This is a genomic window from Brevibacterium sp. R8603A2 (genome assembly GCF_023072605.1).
GTDB classification, from domain to species: domain Bacteria; phylum Actinomycetota; class Actinomycetes; order Actinomycetales; family Brevibacteriaceae; genus Brevibacterium; species Brevibacterium pityocampae.
In genome coordinates, this window is the sequence record NZ_JALLGN010000003.1 from 137215 (window position 1) to 158095 (window position 20881).

At 72.5% G+C, this 20881-nt stretch carries 20 protein-coding genes and 1 pseudogene; 9 read left to right on the forward strand and 12 right to left on the reverse strand.

Translation table 11 applies throughout. The features are described 5' to 3' along the window. Nucleotides 1-90: 90 nt before the first annotated feature. Nucleotides 91-825, reverse strand: a complete 735-nt coding sequence (locus tag MTQ12_RS04145; protein WP_247424262.1) for a hypothetical protein — start codon at nt 823-825, stop codon at nt 91-93. Between the two features lie 114 nt (nt 826-939). Between MTQ12_RS04145 and MTQ12_RS04150 the strand changes: the two genes are divergently transcribed. Next, nucleotides 940-1623, forward strand: coding sequence for a hypothetical protein (locus MTQ12_RS04150; RefSeq protein ID WP_137318572.1), 684 nt, complete (start codon nt 940-942; stop codon nt 1621-1623). Between the two features lie 84 nt (nt 1624-1707). Here MTQ12_RS04150 and MTQ12_RS04155 read toward each other — a convergent pair whose 3' ends face one another. Then, complete coding sequence (locus MTQ12_RS04155) at nt 1708-2142, reverse strand: hotdog domain-containing protein (RefSeq protein WP_137320363.1); 435 nt, start codon at nt 2140-2142, stop codon at nt 1708-1710. A gap of 330 nt (nt 2143-2472) precedes the next feature. On the opposite strand from MTQ12_RS04155, the gene MTQ12_RS04160 reads away from it, so the two are divergent. The 4 genes from MTQ12_RS04160 (at nt 2473) to MTQ12_RS04175 (ending at nt 6850) form a co-directional block, all read left to right on the forward strand. Continuing rightward, nucleotides 2473-3165, forward strand: coding sequence for a winged helix-turn-helix domain-containing protein (locus tag MTQ12_RS04160; RefSeq protein WP_247424265.1), 693 nt, complete (start codon nt 2473-2475; stop codon nt 3163-3165). A gap of 8 nt (nt 3166-3173) precedes the next feature. Next, nucleotides 3174-4310 carry a serine hydrolase domain-containing protein gene (locus MTQ12_RS04165; protein WP_247424268.1) on the forward strand — a complete coding sequence of 379 codons (1137 nt, stop codon included), beginning with the start codon at nt 3174-3176 and terminating at the stop codon, nt 4308-4310. Further along, complete coding sequence (locus MTQ12_RS04170) at nt 4307-4807, forward strand: hypothetical protein (RefSeq protein ID WP_137318569.1); 501 nt, start codon at nt 4307-4309, stop codon at nt 4805-4807. The genes MTQ12_RS04165 and MTQ12_RS04170 overlap by 4 nt, the downstream gene beginning before the upstream one ends. Nucleotides 4808-5002: 195 nt before the next feature. Beyond that, a complete protein-coding gene (locus tag MTQ12_RS04175) occupies nt 5003-6850 on the forward strand; it encodes a metallophosphoesterase (protein WP_247424269.1) in 1848 nt (615 codons plus the stop codon). A 46-nt stretch (nt 6851-6896) separates the two neighbouring features. Here the strand turns inward: MTQ12_RS04175 and MTQ12_RS04180 are convergent, their stop codons facing one another. From MTQ12_RS04180 to MTQ12_RS04190, 3 genes are all read right to left on the reverse strand, one after another. Then, nucleotides 6897-7307 carry a Rieske (2Fe-2S) protein gene (locus MTQ12_RS04180; RefSeq protein WP_137318568.1) on the reverse strand — a complete coding sequence of 137 codons (411 nt, stop codon included), beginning with the start codon at nt 7305-7307 and terminating at the stop codon, nt 6897-6899. Between the two features lie 87 nt (nt 7308-7394). Continuing rightward, complete coding sequence (locus tag MTQ12_RS04185; RefSeq protein ID WP_137318567.1) at nt 7395-8540, reverse strand: phosphotransferase; 1146 nt, start codon at nt 8538-8540, stop codon at nt 7395-7397. 10 nt (nt 8541-8550) lie between these two features. Next, the gene (locus MTQ12_RS04190) at nt 8551-9417 is read right to left on the reverse strand and encodes a TRIC cation channel family protein (RefSeq protein WP_348983844.1); all 867 of its coding nucleotides are present in this window, start codon (nt 9415-9417) and stop codon (nt 8551-8553) included. Nucleotides 9418-9845: 428 nt separating this feature from the next. On the opposite strand from MTQ12_RS04190, the gene MTQ12_RS04195 reads away from it, so the two are divergent. Then, the gene (locus MTQ12_RS04195) at nt 9846-11078 is read left to right on the forward strand and encodes a pyridoxal phosphate-dependent aminotransferase (protein ID WP_247424272.1); all 1233 of its coding nucleotides are present in this window, start codon (nt 9846-9848) and stop codon (nt 11076-11078) included. Nucleotides 11079-11172: 94 nt separating this feature from the next. Beyond that, nucleotides 11173-12189, forward strand: coding sequence for a hypothetical protein (locus tag MTQ12_RS04200; RefSeq protein WP_247424273.1), 1017 nt, complete (start codon nt 11173-11175; stop codon nt 12187-12189). A 4-nt stretch (nt 12190-12193) separates the two neighbouring features. Here the strand turns inward: MTQ12_RS04200 and MTQ12_RS04205 are convergent, their stop codons facing one another. After that, nucleotides 12194-13108 (reverse strand): AlkA N-terminal domain-containing protein, encoded by a 915-nt coding sequence (locus tag MTQ12_RS04205; RefSeq protein ID WP_247424274.1) that lies wholly within the window; start codon nt 13106-13108, stop codon nt 12194-12196. After that, nucleotides 13105-13761: a GntR family transcriptional regulator gene (locus MTQ12_RS04210; RefSeq protein ID WP_247424275.1), complete on the reverse strand. Its 657-nt coding sequence runs from the start codon at nt 13759-13761 to the stop codon at nt 13105-13107. Before MTQ12_RS04210 ends, MTQ12_RS04205 begins: the two co-directional genes overlap by 4 nt. Nucleotides 13762-13996: 235 nt before the next feature. Between MTQ12_RS04210 and MTQ12_RS04215 the strand changes: the two genes are divergently transcribed. Continuing rightward, entirely contained in the window at nt 13997-16105 is a 2109-nt protein-coding gene (locus tag MTQ12_RS04215) for an NAD(P)-binding protein (protein ID WP_247424276.1), read from the forward strand. A gap of 22 nt (nt 16106-16127) precedes the next feature. Here MTQ12_RS04215 and MTQ12_RS04220 read toward each other — a convergent pair whose 3' ends face one another. Together MTQ12_RS04220 and MTQ12_RS04225 are read right to left on the reverse strand one after the other, a co-directional pair. Then, complete coding sequence (locus tag MTQ12_RS04220) at nt 16128-16859, reverse strand: YetF domain-containing protein (protein ID WP_247424277.1); 732 nt, start codon at nt 16857-16859, stop codon at nt 16128-16130. Between the two features lie 68 nt (nt 16860-16927). Next, nucleotides 16928-17962 (reverse strand): bile acid:sodium symporter family protein, encoded by a 1035-nt coding sequence (locus MTQ12_RS04225; RefSeq protein WP_247424278.1) that lies wholly within the window; start codon nt 17960-17962, stop codon nt 16928-16930. A 378-nt stretch (nt 17963-18340) separates the two neighbouring features. Between MTQ12_RS04225 and MTQ12_RS04230 the strand changes: the two genes are divergently transcribed. Further along, a complete protein-coding gene (locus MTQ12_RS04230) occupies nt 18341-18826 on the forward strand; it encodes a hypothetical protein (protein ID WP_247424279.1) in 486 nt (161 codons plus the stop codon). Nucleotides 18827-18898: 72 nt separating this feature from the next. On the opposite strand, the gene MTQ12_RS04235 is transcribed toward MTQ12_RS04230, so the two are convergent. From MTQ12_RS04235 to MTQ12_RS04245, 3 genes and pseudogenes are all read right to left on the reverse strand, one after another. Continuing rightward, entirely contained in the window at nt 18899-19807 is a 909-nt protein-coding gene (locus MTQ12_RS04235; RefSeq protein ID WP_247424280.1) for a hypothetical protein, read from the reverse strand. 67 nt (nt 19808-19874) lie between these two features. Continuing rightward, entirely contained in the window at nt 19875-20072 is a 198-nt protein-coding gene (locus MTQ12_RS04240) for a hypothetical protein (protein WP_137318552.1), read from the reverse strand. 330 nt (nt 20073-20402) lie between these two features. Beyond that, nucleotides 20403-20780: pseudogene (locus MTQ12_RS04245) on the reverse strand (MBL fold metallo-hydrolase); the annotation flags it as partial. Nucleotides 20781-20881: the final 101 nt, after the last annotated feature.

The following is a 20881-nucleotide window of genomic DNA, read 5'->3' on the forward strand; positions in this document are numbered from 1 at the left end:
CCGAGGTGCGGGCCGGCACCGCGCCGGTCGGTGGGCCGGAGCGGAAGCCGGGAATCGGGATCGTCGCGACGCGGATCGTGGGGCGGACGGTCAGGCGCGGGCGCGGGCGACCCGGGAGTAACCGCCCACCATATACAGTACCGAGGCGATGACGACCGCCGCACCGGCGAAGCCGAAGATCGTCAATGCCCCCATGTCCGAGCCGAAAGCGAGGATCACTCCGAGCAGCAGGTGGCAGGCGGCGGCGATGAGGTGGTCGGAGGCCATCGGCGCGGCGCGCAGGGTCCGGTGGATCCACAGCTCGAGGGCGCCGTGGAGGATCGCCCAGATGCAGACGGCGGCGCGCAGCTGCGGCGGGGTGTCGGCGATGAGGAGGAAGACGACGGCGGGGACGACGACGACCGCCTGGCCGAGCAGCGCAGTGCGCACCGGCTGCGGGGCGCGGCGCGCCGCGAGGACGAGGAGGACCGCGGAGAGCGCGAGGTAGGCGATGATCACCCAGTCGACGGTCTGCACGCCGAGGGTGAGCTGGGTGGCGTTCGCGAGGATGTCGCGCGGCCAGAACACCGTGGCCATGCCGAACGCGAACCCGAGGAGGCCGCGGGCGAACATCCAGCGTCCCATGCTCCGCAGCTGGTCTCCGGTGAGGACGGGGTCGACGGAGTCGGTGCCCTCGGGACCGGACTCGAACCGGCCCGGTGCGGGGTCGCCGTCGACAGGGTCGCCGTCGACGGGTTCGCGGTCGACGAGGGCGGGTTCGCCGTCGACGGGGTCGGTCGGGGTCTCCGGATCGCCCGGGGTCGCTGGATCGCTGCTGCCTGACATCACCGATCCAGTGTAGATGACGGGCGATCCCGGCTCCTGCCGTTCATCCGGCGGCCGGGCGCCGTTCGTCCGCGGCCCGGCTCCGGTTCGTCTGCTGCGTCTAGCGTGGCGGCCGTGCCCGAGCTCGTCCGACCTGTTGCGGGGACACCCGCTCCTCGACGTCGCGAAGCGCCCCTCGGCCGCGCGGCGCTGTGGTTCTGCCTCGGGCTCGGTGCCGGGATCCTCGTCTGCGCCGTCCTCGTCGCACTCTCCGGACCGATCCGCTTCCTGGCCGAGGCGTCGCCGGGCGTCCGGGTGCTCGCGCTCGCCTGGCCCGTGGTCCTCATCGCGGCCGCCGCATCGCTCCTCCACGCCGGCACCATGGCCGCGTGCGACATCGCCGTGCCGCGAGCAGAAGCGGAGACTCTGCTGCGCACGGGCGCGGCCGGCCTCGCCCGGATCCGCCGCGTCCACGTCGAACGGCTGGGATCGCAGCGCCTGGTCCGGATCGCGCTCGACGCCCGACGCCGCTCGGGGTGCGCGCTGCGCAGCCGGCTGACCTGGCTGCTCGAGCCGCTCGACGCGGAGATGCTCGCCCGCGGGTCGGTGATCCCGGTGCGGTTCGACGCCGCCGCACCCCAGCGCATGGTGTTCGACGTGCGTGCGGACTCGCGCGAGCACGCCGCCGGGATCGATGTCGAGGAGGAGTTCTCGCCGCGCGGCATCCTCCGCGCCCGGCTGCGGTCTGTGCGCGCGTCCTCCTGCGCGGCCCTCGCGCTCGGGCTCGCCGTCGGTGCGGCCACCGTGCTCGCCGGCTGACAGGCGGGCCATCACTGGTCGGTCCCGCATTCACCGCTCGAGAGCCGGATGTCCGCGCTCCGGCCGAGGCGCGGGCCGGCCCGCTCAGGACCGGCGGTGTCGCAGCTCCTCGGGGAAGCGGTCGCGCTCGAAGGTGATGTCGGTGTAGCCGTGCTCCTTCGGCTCTCCGGACTCGTCGAGGCCGACGAACACGATCTTCTCGATCGACAGGATGAGCTCCTCGGTGATGATGTTGCGGACCTCGCAGCGCATGGTGAGCGAGGTGCGACCGAAGCTCGTGGCCTGCAGGCCGATCTCGATGATGTCGCCCTGCACGGCGGAGGCGCGGAAGTTGATCTCGGACAGGTACTTAGTGACGATCCGCTGGTTGCCGAGCTGGATCATCGCGTAGACGACGGCCTCGTCGTCGATCCAGCGCAGCAGGCTGCCGCCGAACAGCGTGCCGTTCGCGTTGAGGTCCTCCGGCCGCACCCACTTGCGGGTGTGGAAGTTCATCTGCGCGAACCGGGCGCGCTCCATCTCCGCGGCCGGGGAGTCGTCGTAGGTGCCGGCGGACCGGGGCGCGGCAGGTCCTGCTGTGCCGGGGGCCGGGGGTACCGGGGTCGCGGAATCGGTCGGGTCGGAGGACGGGGTGCGGGGCGTCTCGCTCATGGATCCATCGTAGGCCGAGGGGCCGGTCAGCCCGATGCCGGATCGGTCGGCCCCACGCCGGCCCGGCGCCGGCACGGCCGGGCCGGCCGCGCCTCGGCCCCGACGCAGCCCTGCCCCGCTCGAGCGCGCACTCCCCCTGATCCTCCCGTCGAGGAATCCTCCATTTACGTAATTACAGGAATTACGTACTATGGACACATGACCGATCACCAGGACCCCGCTCAGACGCCTTCCCCGGGCGACGGGCAGCCGGCTGACGCGCACGGCCCGGCCGGGAACCACCCCCCGGCCGACGATCTCGCAGCTCGCCTCACCGCCCTCGAGGAGCAGGTCTCCTCGCTCGTCGCAGCTCTCGGCACCGAGCCCGGCACCGCCGCCCGCGCGCCGGACCTCGCCGACCCGCTCCCCGGTGACACCTCCGCCGGCGCGCAGCCCACCTCGGGCTCGGCTCGCGGCTCCACCGGTGCGCAGCCGACCGCCGGCGGCGTCGATCCCTTCTGGGCCCTCAACGGGCTCAAGGACACGCTCGGCGACCTCGGCGGTGTCGTGTTCGCCGGCTACCTCCGCAAACCGGACGGCAAGCGGGCCGACTGGCAGTACGGCCGCACGGCCGCGCACATCGAGGCGGCGGACTTCGCGGACTCGGCCGCCGCGCTCGCCGCGCTCGCCAGCCCGGTCCGCCTCGCACTCATCCAGGCCGTGTACGACGGCGCGCACTCGGTTGCAGACCTCGTCGAATCCGGCGACTTCGGCACGACCGGTCAGATCTACCACCACGTCAACCAGCTCGCCGCGGCCGGCTGGCTCGAATCACCGCGGCGCGGCCGCTGGACGGTCCCCGTCGAGCGCATCATCCCGCTGCTCACCATCATCCTCGCCACCCAGGGTTAGGAGCGCCCATGTCCCCCCGCACACTCGTCCCGGCCATCGCGGCGATGGCGGCACTCGCCCTCGTCCTCACCGCCCTCACCCCGTTCCCCCGCTCTCTGCCCGCTGCAGACGCCGCCACCGGTGATGCCGAGCTCGCCGAGGAGGTCCGCACCGCGCTCGACGGCGGACGCGGCCACCACGCCCTCGCCGTCACCCGGATCCATCCCGACGGCTCCACCGAGTTCGCCGGCTTCGATGCCGATGAGCGCACCGAGTTCGAGATCGGCTCGGTGTCGAAGACCTTCACCTCCATGCTCTTCGTCGACGCCGTGGAGCGCCGCGAGGTCACCCCCGAGACCACGCTCGGCGCGGTGTTCGGCGAACGCGCCGGCAATGCGCAGGAGGTCACCCTCGACGAGCTCGCCTCCCACCGCTCCGGGCTGCCGCGGCTCGCACCGTCGGGTGCAGCAGGCTTCGCCCGGACGTTCCTTCTCACCTTCCTCCGGCTCGACCCCTACGTCGAGACCCGGGAGGGACTGCTCGACGGGCTCTCCGCGGTGGAGATCGACGCCGAGCCGGAGCCGCTGTACTCGAACTACGGCACGGCCCTCCTCGGCATGGCGCTCGAGGAGGTCACCGGCACCGCCTACGCCGACCTGCTGCGCGAGCGGATCACCGCACCGCTGGGCATGGACGACACCTACGCCCCCATCACCGAGGACGGCCTGGCGACCGGTGCGCCCACGGGCTACACTGCGGCCGGCCTGCGCTCGGGCGCCTGGACCCTCGGACCCGAGGCACCGGCCGGCGGGATCCGCTCGACCCCGCACGACATGGCGATCTGGCTCACCGCGGTGCGTGACGGCTCGGCACCCGGGGCCGCGGCCACGGAGCCCCGGCATCCGTTCGAGGAGCCCGGGGAGGAGATCGGCTGGGCCTGGATCACCAATCCCCTGGAGTCCGGGGAGGGCACCCTTACCGCGCACTCCGGCATGACCGGCGGGTACGCCTCGTTCGTCGGCTTCACCGACTCCGGTGACGCGGTCGTGGCCCTGGCGAACACCGCACTCGCCGTCGGCGGCACCGCCGCCCTCCTCGGCAGCTCCGCAACTCAGGGCACCGACACTGCGGACGACGCACCTGCGAACGAAGGAGCAGATCGATGACCACTGTCCTCACCGCCATCCTCATCGTCGGCCTCGGGATCCTCCTCTGGCTGTCCGCATCCCGGTTCCTCACCATGCGCAGGCTCGCGGCCGCAGTGACCACCGGAGCCGCTCCCGCGGAGTCGATGACCTCCGTCGATTCCGCGGCCCCGGTGACCGTGTCATCGACGCCGGCCGGCCGGGCGGGTCTCTCCGAGAAGGCCGAGAAGACCCTCGCCGGGTCCTCGCGCACCGGGATCATCACGGGCTACATCTCCGTGGTCACGACCTTCGCCATCGTGCGGCTGCTGCTCGGCTTCCCGCTCTGGGCGTTCCTCCTGTGGACTCTCGGCGCGCTCGTCCTCATCGCCTCCGTGTGGTTCGCCGCGCGCGCCTTCCCGGCGCTGCCGTGGCTGCCGACCGCCGGGCGGCGGGCGCAGATCGCCTCCACTGTCGTCGAGTGCATCGTCGCCGTGCTCGTCCTCGGCGTGCTCTTCGCCCCGATGCTGCTCGCCTGAACGGTGAGCGCCCGCTCCGGCGGGTGACCGCACTCCCCACCGGTCGCGCTCTGCTCTCTCGCCGGTGCCGTGCGGCTCACCGGGCGTTCACCGGCGCTTCCTCCCGTCGTCATATGGCCTCATCGCCCGAGCAATACCGGCCGGTAAGACTGTCCTGGATCGCCGTCCCGTGCCACGATCCGACCTGGGAGTCCCATGCAGCGCCTCGGAGCCTCAATACTGATCGCCGCCCTCGTCCTCTCCCCTCTTCCCGCCGCAGCGCTCGGGAGCACCGATACCGGTTCGACCGGCACGACGCCCGAGGCGCAGGTCTTCTCCGATGCCGAGCTCGACGTCCGTCGACTCGTCATCAACCCGACCGCAGCCCCCGACACCTCGGTCGCGGTCAACTTCTCCGCTCCGCCGGCAGCCGGCTACGACATCGAGCTCGAGCACCCGGACGGCACCGTGGATGCGATCCCCACGGAGCAGGACGGCTTCTACCTCATCAAGCACACGTGGCACGCCGAGCTCACCGGACTGCGGCCCGACACCGCCTACCGGTACCGGGTGGTCCGCGACGACCTCGACGAGGAATCCGCGGCCGGTCCGGACAGCGGGGCCGGGGACTGGCACTCCTTCACCACCGCCGCCGCCGGCGCGACCGACTTCGACTTCCTCTACTTCGGCGACGCTCAGGAGGGTCTGCGCGACGCCTGGCCGCCGGTCGTCGACGCCGGGTTCGAGGCCATTCCCGAGGCCCGCCTGTCGATCCACGCCGGCGACATGGTCAACTGGGCGCCGATCCAGATGGAGTGGGATGACTGGTTCGCCGGCCTCGGGGCCAACGCCGCGGACCGGCTCGTCATGCCGGTCCCGGGCAATCACGAGACCTACGGCGACTCCCGCATGCGCTACTTCCGGATGAATTTCGCGCTCCCGGACAACGGCGCCACCGACGAGACCTCCTACTACTACGACTACCAGGGCGTCCGCTTCGTCGGACTCGACGGCAACCGGGACCTCGAGGCGCAGGCGGCCTGGCTCGACGAGGTGCTGACGGACAACCCCCACGATTGGACCGTCGTCACCATGCACCAGCCGATCTTCTCCTCGGCGGTGGGGCGCGACGAGCCCGAGGCGCGTGCGGCGATCGGCCCGGTGCTCCAGGAGCACGATGTCGACCTCATCCTCCAAGGCCACGACCACACCTATGCCCGCGGCTACGTCGACGAGGACGCCACGGAGACGCCGGGCGTCACCTCCGGGCCGGTGTACGTGATCTCCAATGCGGGGCCGAAGCACTACCAGCAGCAGCCGATCGACGACAACACGTGGACGCAGAACGGAGCGACCCAGGTGGTCCGGCACGGTCAGGTGTCGACGTACCAGACGATCTCCATCCGCGGGTGCGAGCTCGAGTACACCTCGGTCATCGGCGCGAAGGGATCGAACCCGACGACGGACCTCGGAGTGGGCGAAGTCCTCGATCAGTTCTCCATCGACCGCTGCGGCGAAGACAAGCTCGTGACCGACGGGCCGATCGCCGACGGCGGGCGCGCCCCCGAGGACCGGAACCCCGACGAGGATCCCCGGCCGGGCGAGGAGGTGCCCTCGGAGGACCCGACGCCGAGCGACGACGACCCTACCGTCGCACCGACGGGCGACGCTTCGCCGGCCCCGGACGACCCGGAGACCGCCGCGCCGACCCCTGATCCGACCACGGACCCGACCGCATCACCGACCACGGACCCGACGGCATCACCGACCGCCGGCCCGTCCGATGCGCCCGACGAGGAGCAGCCCGGGCGCGAGGACGATGAGGACGACGAGGGAACCGATCCCGGCCAGCCCGGGGATGACCGTTCCGATGGTGATCGCTCCGATGATCCCCCGCGCACGGAGCCCAGGGGCGGGAACGGCACCGAAGGTGGTGAGGACTCCGGCGGCGACCGGGGCACCCTGCCGCGGACCGGGGCCGAGGCCGGTACAGCGCTCGGGGTCGGTGCGGCCCTCATCGTGCTCGGCGCGACGGCCCTCATCCTCCGTCGGCGCCTCGGCTGACCCCGCTCCGCTCGGCCGCGGCGCCGACGCTGCTGTCGGATCCGGCTCAGCTCGCCGGGCCGATGGTGAGCTGGCCGTCGGCCTCGGTCACCTGCGCCTCCTTGAGCGGCACGTCCGTAGGCCCGGACATCACCGTGCCGTCGGCGGTGGAGAAGCGCGAGGAGTGGCAGGGACAGATGATCTCCGTCTCGGTGATCTCGCGCACCGTGCACCCCTGGTGGGGGCAGATCGCGGTGTAGGCGCGGAAGTCGCCGGCGGTCGGCTGCACCACCGCGTAGGTGTTGTCGAGCACGAGTCCGGAGCCCACGGGCACCTCGGAGGCGGCGACGGTGAGGGTTGGGCTGCTCTCCCCGCCGGAGTCGTCGGAGGAGCAGGCGGCGGTGAGGCCCACCCCGGCGAGTCCACCGGTGACGGCGGCGGCCTGGATGACGCGGCGACGGTTCGGCTGGCGGATCATGGGATTCCTCCTGGGGGCGGGGTCCGGGTGCGGGTGGTCGGTGTCAGCGCGGCGGGCGCTTGCCGGGGCCGGCGGCGGGCACGGGGCTCACGAGCCGAGCACCGCGCGCAGCACCGGCCAGGTGCTGCGCATGCGCGCGCGTCCGGTGCGCGCGTGCGGGTGCTCGGGCGGGGCGGTGATGGCGCGGGCGGTCCAGGTACATGCGATGAGCGCCAGCCGGGTGAGAGCGGCGTGCTCGACGAGCGCGGACTCCGCCGGGTCGAGCGCCGCCGAGGTGCCCGCCGCCTCGGCCTGGTACGCCCGGTGGGCGGCGGTGAGGGCCGCGGCCGGATCGCTCTGCCCGATCATCGCCGAGGCGGCGGCGATCGCGAGCTCGGCCAGCCGCGGCGCGGTGGCGGAGTCGTTGAAGTCGATGACGCCGGAGACCCGCCCGCCCGACAGCAGGATGTTGGAGTCGTTGAGGTCCTGGTGGACGACCTGGTGCGGGAGCCCGGTGAGCGCCGGCCGCACCGACTGCTCGAACTCCTGGGCGTGCGCGCGGACGAGCGCGAGGTCGGCCGACAGCGGGGTGCCGAACTCCTGCGGGACCTGCCCGGCGGCCTCGAGCGCGTTGATGCGGTCGCAGAGGGAGAGCACGTTCGCGCCGGTCGCGACGAACGACCAGGGGTGGACCACGGGTGCGGGTTCGGCAGGTGCGTCGGCGAGCGCGTTCGTCATCCGGGCGGCGAGCGCCCCGGCGAGTCCCGGATACCACTCGGACCGGGCGGCGGCCGCCTCCTGCCCGGGCAGGAAAGCGTGGAGCCGGACCATCGCCGGAGTGCCGTCGACGTCGACGAGGGCGAGCGCACCGGAGGACTCCCCGGTCGAGGGGTCGGTGAAGGGGGTGCGGGCCGGGACCTGGGCCGCTATGGGGAGACCGGCGGCACGCGCCTGCTCCTGGGTGCGGCACACCCAGTCGAAATGGGCCGGCGTCATCGTCGGTGACGGGTACTCGGCCTTGAGCACGAACCGTGCAGGCGGCTGCCCGGGATCACCGGCCTGCTCGACGGCATCGGTCTGCTCGGGGTGATCGGATCCTCCGGGTCGATCGGGCTGTCCGAGCTCCGCGCGCAGCAGCACGTTGATCGCGGCGAGTCCGGGCAGGGACTCCTCGAACACGACGTCCACCCCGAACTGCGCGGCGCACAGCCCGACGATCTCCTCGGGAGCGAGCGAATGCAGCGGGCGCGTCATACCTTCCAGCCTACCCGTCGGCCCGCGGCGCGTCAGAGCCGTCGCCCGGGTCCGCAGGCGGTGCGCCGCCGGTGCGCGAGCGGTCGTCGCGCCCCTGTTCCTCCGCGTCGCTGCTCCCGGCGTCCCGGGCCTCGCCCTGGCCCCCACTCCGGCCCGTGGCGTGGCTGCCGGATGCGGTCGCCGGGCTGCGGCGCACCCACAGCGGGCGGAAGGCGGACCCGCGCTTCCGTGCCTGGGCGTGGATCTCGCGGAAGGACCAGCCGCGCATCGGCTGGGGCACGCGCCACTGGAGGCGCCAGGCGAGCATCCGGAAGACGAACACGAGCACCACGATCACGCTGCCCGTCCACACGTTCCAGATGTCGTTGAAGCGGACGAGTGCGGTGAGCACCGCGCCGACGAAGGCCGGGATCACGTAGAGGTCGGAGCCGTTGAACACGGCGGGCACCTCGTTGGCGACGACGTCGCGCATGAGCCCCCCGCCGGTCGCGGTGAGCACCCCGAGGATGACGGCGGCCGGGAAGTTCATCCCGCCGCCGATCGCGATGATCGAGCCGGTGACGGAGAACAACGCGAGCCCCAGGGCATCGAACACGACGATCGGCACCCGCGCGCGTTCTGCGCGGTGTCCGAGCAGGTAGACGACGACAGCGGCGAGCACCGGCGGGAGCAGGTAGATCGGTTCCCGGAGCGAGGTGGGGGTGGTGCCGAGGATGACGTCGCGGATCACACCGCCGCCCAGCCCGGCGAGGAGACCGAGGATGAGACCGCCGGTGATGTCGAAGTTCCGGCGCGCGGCCAGCAGGTTGCCGGAGATCGCGAAGAAGAAGACACCGAGGAGGTCGAAGACGAGGAGCAGGACGGAGGGGGAATTCACGCCTCCCAGCGTAGTCCGCACCCACGCTCGTCGGCACAGACGGCGCCCGTCCGTAGTCGGGACGGCAGACCGGCCCGGACCTCGGGCCGCACCCACCGGCCCCGGATGCGAGTGTTTCTCGCCCGGACAACCGAATATCAGCTGAAGCGGCCCGGAACGCCCCCGAAACAGCTGCTGTTCGCAGAGACACTCGCATCGGCATCCGCAGCCGGTCCGCAGCCGGGATCGCGCCTCGGTCTGCGGCCGGGGCTGCGGGCCAAAGGCCGACAGGTGGAACCTTTTGCTTCCCAGTGTCCGCGCGGCCGAGGTCGTATCGTGGACCATGCTGTCACCACGCCTCGGAGGTGCGCTGCCGGCACGCTCTGCACCACCGCACCTCCGCCCCGGCAGGCCTCCGCCCGTCCGCCCCGCCTCCACGAAAGGTCTCCATGTTCACGCAGTCGGCCAAGCTCTCCAACGTCCTCTACGACATCCGCGGGCCCGTGCTCGAGGAGGCCGACCGGATGGAGGCGGAGGGCCACCGGATCCTCAAGCTCAACATCGGCAACCCCGCCCCGTTCGGCTTCGAGGCCCCCGACGCGATCCTCGTCGACATGATCAAGCACCTCCCGGAGGCACAGGGCTACAGCGACTCCCGGGGGATCCCCTCGGCCCGCCGCGCCGTCGTCCAGTACTACGAGACGAAGGGGATCCGGAACCTCGATGCCGACGACGTCTACCTGGGCAACGGGGTGAGCGAGCTCATCACGCTCTCGCTCCAGGCGCTGTGCGACCCCGGCGACGAGATCCTCGTCCCCACCCCCGACTACCCGCTGTGGACCGCCTCGGTGGCACTGTCGGGCGGCACCCCCGTCCACTACCGGTGCGACGAGCACGACGGCTGGAACCCCGACCTCCAGGACATCCGCGCGAAGATCACCCCGCAGACCCGCGGGATCGTCGTCATCAATCCGAACAACCCCACCGGCGCCGTCTACTCCCGCGAGCTGCTCGACGGGATCGTCGAGATCGCCCAGCAGCACGACCTCATCGTGTTCGCCGACGAGATCTACGAGAAGATCACCTACGGCGACGCGGAGATGGTGAACATGGCCACCCGCACCGGCGAGGACGTGCTGTGCCTGACGTTCTCCGGGCTGTCGAAGGCGTACCGGATCGCCGGGTACCGATCGGGCTGGCTCGCGATCACCGGTCCGAACTGGAAGGCCGAGAGCTACCTCGAGGGCATCAAGCTGCTCGCGAACATGCGGATGTGCGCGAACGTGCCGGCCCAGCACGCGATCCAGGCCGCGCTCGGCGGCCACCAGTCGATCGAGGACCTCATCCTGCCCGAGGGCCGCCTGGGAGCGCAGATGGCACTCGCGGCCGAGCGCCTCAACGCGATCGACGGAGTCAGCTGCTCACCGGCGCGCGGCGCGCTGTACCTGTTCGCCAAGCTCGACACGGAGAAGTTCGGGATCGTCGACGACGAGCAGTTCGCACTCGACCTGCTCCGCGAGCAGAAGATCCTCGTCAGCCACGGCACCGCATTCAACTGGGGGCGGCCGGACCACTTCCGGCTCGTCACCCTGCCGAGCGTCGAGGTGCTCGCCGAGGCGCTCGACCGGCTCGAGGAGTTCCTCGCCGGGTACCGGCAGACCGAGGCGGCCGCCGCCCGCTGAGGGGAGCGGGCGGCCACGGCGCCCGCTCGTCGCGCGCCCGCCTCCTGTGGGCGACCTGGACGCGCCTGCCGGCGCGATTGGGCACAATGGGGTCATGAGTGAGATCGAGCACACCCCCACCGACGGCCCCGACTTCGACGACGCCCTCGCCGGCGACGACACCGCGGTCGACAACAACACGTCCGACGACACCCTCGACGACGCCGCATTCGACGACGTGCTCGCCGAATCCGCGGAGGGCGAGGTCGGCTCCGTCGAGCTCGAGGACGATTCGTTCGACCCGCGTGCCGTCGACGTGCCGCTCACGGCCGCCGATGCCGCGGCTCTCGGACTCACCGGGCTGCTCTCGCTCATGCGCCCCGACGACGTGGCCCCCGGCCCCGGTCGGTTCGCCTACCGGCTGGCTTACGGCGCACTCTCCGGTGCCACCCTGTGGCTGACGAACACGGCGGAGGAGACCACGGACCTCGACACCTACGCCGCCCGCAACCTCAATACGGGCATCGCCCTGGGTGGCGGCGTGCTGTGCTCGGCCCTGTTCGACCCGCGGATCTCCGCGAACTGGTGGGCCGACGACCTCTTGGCGAAGCTCGGGATCAAGCACCCGCGGGTGGCGGTCGCCGGCCTGACCGTCGCCGCGACCGCCGGTGCGATCATGCTCGAGCGCTGGCTCGACGCCCGCACCAAAGGCATCGGCTTCGAGGCCCCCGAGGACGAGGAGATCGAGGTCGAGCTCACGCCCTCCCAGCGCACCGTGCTCGACCTGCTCGTCGTCGGCGAGTCCGCGAACGCGCGCTCGCTGCGCGACCAGCTCGCACGGGCCCGGTTCTTCGTCTACGGCGACCACAACTTCTACCGGGTCGAGGTGCCGCAGGAGGGACAGCGGATCCTCCCGCACTCCCACGTCCACCCCACCCGGGGCCGCTTCACCGATGCCGACGGGCTGCCGGCGCTCGTCACGCTCCACATCGAGGACGGGTACCTCTCCGCGGTCGAGGTCGGCCCCGACTGGCTCGACCTCACCGAGGAGCCCGAGGACTGGACCCCCTACGAATCCGCCGATGCGTGGCCCAAGCCGGCCGAGGTGACGCTCGTCAAGGACGAGCGCTGAGCCCTCACCCGGCGTCGTAGGCGGCGTACGTCCACAGATGCATGAGCGCCCGCGCCCGGTGCGGGCGCCACGGCTCGGCGAGGTCCTGGGCGGCGCGCGGGGACAGGGTCGCCTCGGCCCCGGTGAGACGGGCGAGCGCCTGCCGCAGCACGAGGTCCCCGGGGACGCAGGCGTCGGAGTCGACAGTGCACCGGAACAGCAGGTAGTCCACGGTCCACGGCCCCACGCCGGACACCGCGAGCAGCCGCTCACGCAGCCGCGCCACCGCCTCGGCGTCCGCCACGGCGAGCCCTGCCGCCCCCACCGGGTGGTCCCCGGCGTCCGCGAACACCGCGGCGGTGCCGACGATCGCCCGCGCCCGCATGCCCGGCACCCGCAGCAGGCCGGCGAGCTCCCCCGCATCGAGAGCCGCGACCGTCCGCGGGTCGGGGAACTGCACGCCGTCCGGGGACAGCGCGGCGTGGAACCGGGCGTCGAGAGTGCGGGCGGCGGCGAGCGACACCTGCTGGCCGAGGATCGCGAACACCGCGGTCTGGAAGGGGTCGAAGGCCCCCGGCACGCGCAGACCCGGCCGCGCCCGCACGAGCGGGCCGACGATCGGGTCGCCGCCGAGCGCGGTGCTCACCTCGGCCGGATCCTGGTCGAGGTCGAGGAACCGCCGCAGCTGGGCGAGCACCGCCGGGTGATCGGAGCCCGCCCCGCCGAGGCGCACCGTCACCGCAAACTCCCCCGGGTCCGGCAGGTCGATCTCGAGCGGGACGGGCCCGTGCGCGCCGTCCACCGAGCGGGAGTACGTGCCGCCGGTGAACGCATCGACCCCGACCACGAGGTGCGCGCGGAGGAACCCGGCGAACGCCGCCGCATCGAAGGGCGGAGTGAAGGGCAGGCGGTGGACCGCCGTCGGGCCGGGCCGGGTCACCCGGCCTCGGTCTTCCTGAAGTAGTGGAGATTGTCGACGACGAGCCGCTCCGCCTCGTCCGCACGGCCGGCGGCGATCGCCTCGACGAGCTCGATCGTCTCCTGTGCGCTGCGGAGGTCGACGGCGGGGGACTTGGGGCCGAGGTCGGCGACCCGGCTCTGATCGCGCAGGCGCAGGCCGATGCTCGCCGCCCGATGTCCCAGCCCGGCGCGGAGCACCTCGCCGTAGAAGCGTCGGTCGGCGGTGAGGAAGGCGGCGGAGTCCTCACTGCGCGCCGCCTCGAGCACCGATGCGGCGAGCTCGCGCAGCCGTTCGATCGACCCGGGCTCTCCCGCCTCGCACAGGCGCCGCACCGCGGGCACGGTGAGCAGGGAGCGGAGCTCGATGAGCTCCTCGAGGTCGGCCTCGGTCACCGGCACGAGCCGGTAGCCGCGGTTGGGCACCGCCTCGACGGTGCCGTCGGCGACGAGCGACATCATCGCCTCGCGCACGGGACTCAGCGACATGCCGAGCTGCTTAGCGAGCGCGGCGGCCGAATAGACGGTGTGCTCGGCGAGCTCGCCGGTGGTGATCGCCGCACGGATCGCGTCGAGCGCCTGCTCCCGGAACGAGGGGCTGCGCACCACGCGCCTCCGCTCGGTATCAGCGCTCATGCCACCGCCCCTCGGTCGCCGGCCCGTGCACGCTCCGCCGCTCTGCGCTCCATGATCCTCGCTCCTCCCGCCGGCGCACCGCCGACCCCGGGTCGACGTGATGCCGGCACCCCGGTGCGCCTCCGCGATCGGTGCGTACCGGACCCTTGACATCACTGTGATGCACATCACTATACTCATCCTATCGGTAATCGATTACCGATCACTCGCCGCCTCGCGTCCACGGGAGCACCCCATGTCATCGGACATCCTGCTCGAACCCTTCGACCTCGGTCCGCTGCGGCTGCGCAACCGCATCGTCTCGACCTCCCACGAACCGGCGTACACCGAGAACGGGATGCCCACCGACCGCTACCGCGTCTACCACCTGGAGAAGGCGCGCGGCGGGGTGGGGCTGACGATGATCGGCGGCTCGGCGTGCGTGTCCGCGGACTCGCCGGCGGCGTTCGGCAACATCGACCTGTCCACCGACGCGGTCGTGCCCTGGCTCGACAAACTCGCCGCCGACTGCCACGGGGCGGGGGCGGCGGTGATGATCCAGGTCACCCACCTCGGGGCGCGGACCTCGAACTACGCCGGGGACTGGCTGCCGGTCGTCGCGCCCAGCCGCTACCGCGAGCCGCAGCACCGCGCGTTCGCCAAGGCGGCCGAGGACTGGGACATCGAGCGGATCGTCGCCGACTATGCCGCGGCGGCCCGGCGGGTGGCCGCGGCCGGCCTCGACGGCCTCGAGCTCCAGCACTACGGGCACCTCATGGACGCCTTCGTGTCCCCCTGGCTCAACGACCGCGAGGACGAGTACAACGGGAGCCTGGAGAACCGGCTGCGGTTCCCCCTCATGGTCATCGACGCGGTGCGCGCCGCGGTCCCGCCCGACTTCCTCGTCGGGATCCGGATGAGCGTCGACGAGTGCCGCGCGGACGGGCTCGTCGAGGACGACGCGGTGGAGATCCTGCAGGTGTACGCCGAGCACGGGATCGACTTCCTCTCCCTCATCAAGGGCCGGCTCGACTCCGACCGGGCGCTCGCCTCGACGATCCCCGGCATGGGCACGCCGTCCGCCCCGTTCCTCGACGTGTGCCGCCGGATCCGGCAGCGGATCACGATCCCGATCATGCACGCCACCCGGATCGCCGACGTCCCGACCGCCCGGCATGCGCTGGCCGACGGCTGCGTGGACCTCGTGGGCATGACGCGCGCGCACCTCGCCGACCCGCATCTCGTGGAGAAGATCGCCGCCGGTCAGGAGGACGACATCCGGCCGTGCGTGGGCGCGAACCTGTGCCTCGACAGCATCTACGTGTCCGGCGCCGCGCACTGCATCCACAACCCCGCGACCGGCCGCGAGCTCACCCTGCCGCAGGTGGTGCCCGCCGCCGAGGTGTCCCGCCCCCGGCACGTCGTCGTCGTGGGGGCGGGCCCGGCCGGGCTCGAGGCGGCCCGCGTGTGCTCGGTCCGCGGCCACCGGGTGACCGTGCTCGAGGCCGCCGGCGAGTACGGCGGGCAGGTGCGGATCGCCGCGCGCTCCCCGCGGCGGCGCGACCTCATCGGGATCGTCGACTGGCGCTACCAGCAGGCGCGCAAGCACGGCGCCGAGTTCCGGTTCTCCGCGTTCGCCGACGAGGAGATGATCGCCGGGCTCGCCCCGGACGCCGTCGTCCTCGCGACCGGCGGGCTGCCGGATTCCGCGGTGGCTCCCGGGGCGAAGCTCGTCCACGACGTCTGGGACGTCATGACCGATCAGCTCCCGCGCCGCGGCCGGGTGCTCGTGTACGACGACCACGGGCTCAATCCCGCGCTCGACGCGGTGGAGCGGCTCGCCGAGGCCGGCGCCGAGGTCGTCTACGCCTCACCGGAGCGGATGATCGGGATCGACGTCGGCTCGATGAACTCCCCGGCCTACCTCGAGGTGTTCGGCCGCTGCGGGGTGGAGGTGCGGCTGGCCGAGCGGCTTGCGGACGTCAGCCGCGCCGAGGGCCGGCTGCGCGCCACCCTGCGCAACGAGTACTCCGACACCGACACCGTGCTCGACGTCGATGCGGTGGTCGTCGACCACGGCACGATCCCCAACGCCGAGCTCTACACCGCGCTCAAGCCGGGCTCGCGCAACGGCGGCGCGGTGGACCAGCAGGCGCTGCGTGACCCGCTCGCCGCCCGGAGCCGGAAGCTCCCGGTCGCGGTGGGCGCGGAAGGAGCGGGGGGTGCAGAAGGTTCCGGCGGCGGCTCGGAAGGTTCCGGCAGCGGTGCGGTCGGTTACGACCTGTTCCGGATCGGCGACGCGGTGAACAGCCGCAACGTCCATTCCGCGATCCTCGACGCACTCCGCCTGGGTCTGCTCATTTGATCCCGGTCACGGTTGATCCCGGTCAGCATCGGGGGCCGTCGGCGGGTCCGTGCCCCGGGCGGTGCGCCTCGCCCGCGCTCTGCCCCGCCCCGTCGCCGGACTCCGGCACACCGGGCGAGCGCCCGCCGGTCCCCTCGGGAGAGGAGGCCCGGGTGGAGCGCGCCCCGGCAGCGCGCACCTCGGCACCCGTCGGAGCCCCAGCGGTGACGAGTTCGGCGCCGACGACGCCGTCGAGGATGCGCGGGTCGACCGGCTCCCCGGAGTCGAAGACCGAGAGCCCGCCGGTCGATTCGAGGATGACGCACTGGACGAGGTCGGGGTTCGGTACGCCGCGCGCCCGCAGGGCGGCCATGATGTCGCTGTACGTGACGTGGGACCGCCGCAGGTGCTCGTCGACCACCCTGCCGTGCGCCATCACGACGACCCCGGTCGATTCGAGGACGCGGCGCATCCCCCGCCAGTTCCGCACGGCCCCGAACACCGCCTCGGCGGCCATGAGCGTGAACAGGCCGATCACTCCGGCTGCGAGCGTCGGCGGATGGCCGAGGATGACGCGGCCGGCGACCGCGCCGAACATGATCGTCACGACGACGTCGAAGCTCGAGGTCACCGCGAGCACGCGGGCGCCGAAGATCCTGACGAAGACGAGGAAGGTCAGATAGATCGCGATCGCGGACAGCACGACGAGCGGGATCCGCCACAGCTCGATCCCGAGGGCGCCGATGAGGGTCTCGGCGTCCGGCATGATGCTCATGAGCCTACCGGCCGCCCCACCGGGAACGGGCCGGCGGAGGGGTCACCGGCGGCTCGCAGCGTCGCAGGTCACCGCGCCTCGGGTGCGGGCGCCGGGGCCGGGGACCCGGCGGTGCGGGCCCGGCGGCGGTCGATGTTCTGGCAGATCAGAGCGAAGAGCGCGCCGGACACGTTGTGCCACACAGAGAACACCGCACCGGGCAGGGCGGCGAGCGGGTTCATGTACTGCGCGGCGAGGCCGGCGGCCAGACCGGAGTTCTGCATCCCGACCTCGACCGCCATGGTGCGGCGCGAGGGCAGCGGGAGGCGGAACACGGCGGCCGCGCCGTAGCCGAGCGCCATGCCGAAGACGTTGTGGAGGATGACGGCGGCGAGGACGAGCAGACCGGCCTCGATGATCCGGTCGGCGCTGCCGGACACGACGATCGCGACGATCACCGCGATGGTGAGCACGGACAGCCAGGGCAGGACCGGCAGCAGCCGGACGACGACCTTGGGCAGGAGCAGCCGGACGACGACGCCGAGCACCACGGGGACGAGGACGATCTTGACGATGGTGAGCGCCATGTCGCCGGCGGCGACGGGCATGTACTGTCCGGCCAGCCACAGGGTGAGCAGCGGGGTGAGGAGCGGCGCGAGCAGCGTGGACACCGAGGTCATCGTCACCGACAGGGCGACGTCGCCGCGGGCCAGGTACGCCACGACGTTCGAGGCGGTGCCGCCGGGTGCGCAGCCGACGAGGATGACGCCGGCGGCGATCTCCGGCGGCAGCTGGAGGAGGACGACGACGAGGAGCGCGACGAGCGGCATGATGACGAACTGCGCGATGACGCCGAGCAGCACCGGCAGCGGGCGCTTGGCGACGAGGGCGAAGTCGACCGGCCGGAGAGTGAGCCCCATCGTGAACATCACGACGCCGAGCAGGGTGTTGACCGCCGGTGCCGCCTGGGAGACCGTGTCGGCGGCGAGATAGCCGACGACGCCGCCGGCGATGATGAGGAGCGGGAACACGGTGACGGCGATGTAGCCGCTGCGCGCCTCCTTCGCGGCAGCTCGCGGGTCGCCGGGTCGGGCGGTGTCGTCTCGCAGTGCGGCGTCCGGCATCGGTCGCTCCTTCGGGTCGTGCGTCTGGAATGTCGGCTGATTTCCGCGATTCTACGCGGATGTCAATGATTGAGACATCCGTCTCACAATGTGTCGGCCTGCGGCGGCCCAGGGGCCTGGTGCCGGCGGATCCGCCCGCTCGGATCGGCACGCGCCCACACTCCGCCGTGGCACCCGGTGACCCTCCATGACAGCAGGTGTCACCGGGTGACCCCGGATGACGTGCTCCGGGTACGTGTTCCGGCCGACGCGGCAGACTGGTGGTGCCTCGCGAGTCCGCAGCCGCGTCGCCCATTGCACCGCTCCCCACCGGGCGGTCGAGCGCGCTGCGTGCCGATCGCCCTCACGGAGAGCACGGACCGATCCGAGTGAGGAATGATGACCGAATCCACTGAGCACCGCACCCCGGACTTCGACCCCCGGGAGCACGGCCTCGACCCCCGGACCACCCTGGCGCGCGTGCCCGGCGCCGAGGAGTGCCGCCGCACCTCCCCGGGGCACGAGATCCACTTCATCCAGGCCCGGCTCCTCGGCCAGCACCCCGAGCGCTGGCAGGACGCCGTCATCACCGAGGCGGCCGAGGACGGCCGACTGAGCGGCCGGCTGCTCGAGGGCGACGAGCGGTGGTGGGGAGTCCACCACGCGTCCCTGGCCGATGAGCTGAGCGCCGGTGCGCCGGTGCAGGTGAATATCGGCACCTCGGCGATCTTCGTCGCACCCGGACAGGTGCGCTCCGTCCGCTTCTCGACCGACGGCCCGCCGGAGCCGCTCGCCACGTGCCGCGGCCTGCGGCCGGTGATCCATCGCGCACCGGACGGGACCGAGACCGTCACCGGGTACACCGCCGACGGCGCGGGGGAATGAGCCGGAGGGTTGAGCCTTTGGATTGAGCCGGGGGGGCTGAGCCGGAGGGCTGACCGATCGCCGCGCCCTCGATCAACCGCCGGCAGCCGCCGCAGCACCGATCGCAGCACCGATCGCGGCGAGCAGAGCCACCTCGGTCCCGGCGAGCCCGCGGGACAGGTAGACCCGCCGACCGGTGTGCGGGGCCTGTTCGAGTCCTGCGGCCACCCGCCCGAGCGGCACGATCGCCTCGGCTCCGCCGGGTGGCAGCAGCGGGTCGGCCTCGCTGAGGTGCTGGGCCGGGGAATCGGCGGTGACGAACGCGCCGGCGAGCAGGCCGGGCGGGATCTCGCTGCGACCGCCGGCCGCGGCCCCGAGCGTGTGGACGAGGACGTCGGGGGCGAGCCCGGCGGCGTCGATCACCGGGCTCGCGGAGTCCGTGGCGAGGACGACGATCGTTGCCGCGCCCACCGCCTCCGCTGCCGAGGCGTACGCCCGGGCGGGCAGGCCGAGGACCGTGCGCGTGTGCTCGGCCAGGCGCTCGCGGCGGGCCTCGCGAGGCGAGTGGATGCGCACCTCGGCGATGTCGAGGACGCCGCCGAGTGCCCACAGCTGGTTGCGTGCCTGCACGCCGGAGCCGATGACCGCCACGGTGTGCGGCCCCGGCCCGGCGAGCAGCGAGGCGGCCGCACCTCCGAGTGCGCCCGTGCGGCGCGGGCCCAGGAGGTTCCCCACCGCGATCGCCTCGACCGCGCCGGATTCCGCGCTGTGGGCGACGACGACCTGCTCCGCGGCCGGCCCGCCGGCGGCGGCATAGGACCGGTAGCCGTGATGGGTGGGCGTGGCGCCGGCGGTGAAGACCAGCGGTCCTGCGGTGACACGGGCGGGTGCCGTGAGGGCGCCTCGGCCGTGGTCGGCGAGCGCGGCGAGCATGGTGACGACGGCGAGCCGGGGCGTGAGGTGGGCGCGGATGTCGGCGTCGGTGACGAAGCGGGGCGGCATGGAGCGAGGGTATCGCGGCGGCGCGGCCTGATCCTCGATAAAAGGACGGCGGCCCTCCACCGTGTTCTCAGGTGCTGGAGCCCTGCGAGGCGAGCCACTGCTCGTGGAGCTCGCGGCGGCGCTCGTACTCGCGGCGGTTGCGCACCCGCGGATCGTTGCGCCCGTTGCCCGTCGAAGGGCCGAAGACATGGAGCAGGATGTACTCGATCCGGGCAAAGAATCGGTAGGACCGGGAGAAGCTGTCCTGTCCTCTGGGTTTGTCCACGGTGGCTCCAATCCTGGGGTGCCGAAGGCGGGCGGCTGAACCCTCGACCCTACCGGGCGACCGGACTGCGGGGGACGGCGGGTGCAGCGGTCCCGTCGGGCGGCCGCCCGGTGGAGGCCGTCCGCCTCAGCGGCCGAGGAGCCGGGCGAGGAATCCCGGCTTCCCGGCACCCTTCTCACCTTTCGGGTGCCCGCTGCACCGATCGGCGCGCGGGACGCCCTTCATCACCTGGTCGACGTGCTGGCCGCAGCCGGCCCAGGTGGTCTTTCCGCACTTCTTGCAGGTCACTGCTCGGCACATGATCGTGGTCCTTTCGTCGGTGGTGCACCAGAGCATGTACCCGAGCTCGCCCGCGAAGGCGCCGTCGGTGACGAGGAACACGAGGTGTTCCGGCGTGCGGCCCGGAGCGTGGCGCGCCCGGATGGTGAGGTTTCCGAGGGTGATGGTGTCGCCGTCGTGCAGGCGCGTGGCCTCGAATCCGCGCTGCCCGCCCGCATCGCCGTCGCCGGAGGCGTCGAGCTGAGCACCGGTGGCAGCGGCGAGCTCGCGGGAGCCGGAGAGGTGGTCGGCGTGGATGTGGGTCTCGGTGACTGCGGTGGTGGTCATGCTGTAGCGGGCGTCGACCGCGCGGGCCTCGCCCTTCGCCTGGCAGCCGATGAAGTAGCTCGCCTGTCTGAGGCCCTCGTCGTGATTGCGTTCGAGAAGTATGGCGTCTCCTGGGTCTGTCGGGTTGATCGATCCAGTCCGACATGCACCCCCCGGGGGTATTCGAGCGGGGATGAAGACTGTAGGAAGCCCCGACCGGCCGC